At 72.1% G+C, this 2,167-nt stretch carries 3 protein-coding genes; all 3 read right to left on the bottom strand.

Annotated elements, in window-relative coordinates:
- Nucleotides 1-129: 129 nt before the first annotated feature.
- A complete protein-coding gene (locus ACFU7Y_RS43280; RefSeq protein WP_380771954.1) occupies nt 130-804 on the bottom strand; it encodes an arylsulfatase in 675 nt (224 codons plus the stop codon).
- A 184-nt stretch (nt 805-988) separates the two neighbouring features.
- On the bottom strand, nt 989-1,510 hold the full coding sequence (locus tag ACFU7Y_RS43275) for an AAA family ATPase (protein ID WP_224283966.1): 522 nt from the start codon (nt 1,508-1,510) through the stop codon (nt 989-991).
- 129 nt (nt 1,511-1,639) lie between these two features.
- Nucleotides 1,640-2,167, bottom strand: a 528-nt coding sequence (tpg, locus tag ACFU7Y_RS43270) for a telomere-protecting terminal protein Tpg (RefSeq protein WP_380771953.1), incomplete at its 5' end; no start/stop codon positions are given.

Genomic DNA, 2,167 nt, shown 5'->3' with positions numbered 1-2,167 from the left:
CGGGTGATCCGCGGGCCACCGGCGAGGCGGGGGCCGGGGCCTGCAGCTCGATGTGCATCCAGGTGAGGTCGTTCGGCCGGACGTCGAGGCCGCCGGTGCGGGGCCTGGGAGCGACCGGGCGCCGGCCGGCTACGCGGTCCTCCTGGCGGGGTACGGCACGGCGACAACAGCGGCGCGGAGTCCCAGGGCCGGGCTGGACAGGACCGGGACGGCGGTCGTGGTCCGATGCGCGGCGTCTGCCATGGATGCCTGGGCGAGGACGATGACGTCCGCGTCGTCGACGGCCTCGACAGCGGCGGCGATCGTGGTCAGATAGCCGGTCTGGTCACCGCTTTCGAACCGGTCCCAGGCGCCGTCGACCACCGTGGCCGTCACCGTGACCGGCCGGCCGGACCGGGCGGCCTCCTCGTCGATGAGGGCCACGGTCGGGCCCACGGTGCCGGCCAGTGCGGCGATCACGGCGATGTGTGTCGTGGTCCGGCCCCCGGCGGGTGCGACGGCGACGGCGGCTGCCGCCATCGGACGGTCGACGCGCAACACGGGCACTCCCAGCGCCGCGGCCCGGGTCTCCGCGACACCGCCGATCGTCGAGCAGGTGCACAACACCGCCGCGGCCCCTGCGGCGACCGTCGAGGCAAGTGCCCGGTCGATGTCCCCCGCAACGGCGTCGGGCCCGTCGGTCCGGGCCCTGGCCAGCAACTCCTCGGACACGATGTGCCGCAGCGGCAGGCCGGGGTGGTCGCGGTCGCGGAGCGCGTCGAAGACCGGGACGTGCACGGACGAGGTGTGGAGCAGCGCCAGCATGCGCGCGATGCTAGCGGCCGCGGTCGGGGGCGGGGTCCCGCCGTCGGGATGGTGCGGCTTTCGGGATGGTTGACAGCGCGGTGCCGGGCGGAGCCGGGCCGCTGGTTGAGTCTGTTCGCGCCACTCGGCGCCGGAAGGTGGTTCTTGCTGCCACCTGCGCCTGTTCTCACGTGGCGGGCGGACCTCAGCCCTTGACGGCCGCTGCGATCTGCAGGGCGGCCTGGGCGGGCGTGAGGTGCGTGGTGTCGACGACCTCGGCCTCGCCGTGCAGCCACGTGCGGGCCGCCTCGGCGTAGGGCTCAAGGTATTTGAGACGGAAGGGCGAGGGGCCGAGAAGAGTGTCCCCCTCGATGCGCCCGCGGAGGGTGTCCTGGTCGGCGTGGAGGACGAAGTGCCTTACCGGAATGGCGTGTTGGGCGAGGCCCGCGCTGATCTCGCGCCAGTACTGCTCGACCAGGACGGTCATGGGCATCACCAGAGTGCCGCCGGTGTAGTCGAGTACGCGGCGAGCGGTCTCGACCACGAGCTGCCGCCACGGCGGCCAGTGCTGGAAGTTGTCCGTCGTGGGCAGCCCTGGCGTGATGTCCATGAGTGTCTCGCCGACCTTCTCGGCGTCGAACACCCGTGAATCCGGGATCAGTTGCTGCACGAGTACGCTGGTCGTCGTCTTGCCTGCGCCGTGGGTGCCGTTGAGCCATACGATCATGGGACCCAACGCTAGCGCTGTGCGGGCTCCGAGAACGGGCACGGGCACGGGCACGGCAGGAATCTGGTACGGCTTCGGCGTTTCTCAGGCGTCACGACGGCGCCCGGAGGCGGCCGCTGGAGCGTGGTTCTACAGCTCGACGTCCATCCAGGCGATGTCGTTCAGCTCGACGTCGAGGCCGCGGGCGCGGTGTCCGTTGTCCTTGAAGTAGTGCTCGCGCAGGCCCTCGGCGAGGATCCGCTCCTGCTCGGCCTGGGTGGCTCCGGCGTCCCGGGCGGCGTAGAGGCGGCGGGCGACGTCGCCGGACATCTTCTGGGTGATCACGCGGGGGCGGGGGTCGTCGGTCGATCCGGCCGACGAGGAGAAGCCGAACGTGGCGCTGATGTGGAGCATGAAGCCGTTCTTCTCGGCGTCACGGCGCACCCGCTTCTTCACCCGCGGCTGCCGGGTGGCGCGGACCTTGGTCTCGATGGCCTTGGCTGCGGCCGGCTTCGGGGTGCCCTGGCCCTTGAGCCAGCGCTGGACGGTGCGCTGGGAGACGCCGAGGTCTGCGGCGAGCCGTTTGGTGGAGCCCTTGGCGCCCTTGAGCAGGAAGCGCATCCGGGCCTGGACGGACTGCGGGATCGGGCGGGTGCGCTCGGCACGCTCCAGGCCCTC

It is taken from the genome of Kitasatospora sp. NPDC057542 (genome assembly GCF_042801945.1).
GTDB lineage: Bacteria > Actinomycetota > Actinomycetes > Streptomycetales > Streptomycetaceae > Kitasatospora.
Note: the sequence above shows the minus strand (reverse complement) of the source record. Positions and strands in the feature narration are given on the sequence as shown.

Excerpts from the sequence above, each read along its gene's own strand:
- ACFU7Y_RS43275 (WP_224283966.1), bottom strand. The coding sequence starts at position 1,510 with ATGATCGTATGGCTCAACGGCACCCACGGCGCAGGCAAGACGACGACC.
- ACFU7Y_RS43280 (WP_380771954.1), bottom strand. The coding sequence starts at position 804 with ATGCTGGCGCTGCTCCACACCTCGTCCGTGCACGTCCCGGTCTTCGAC.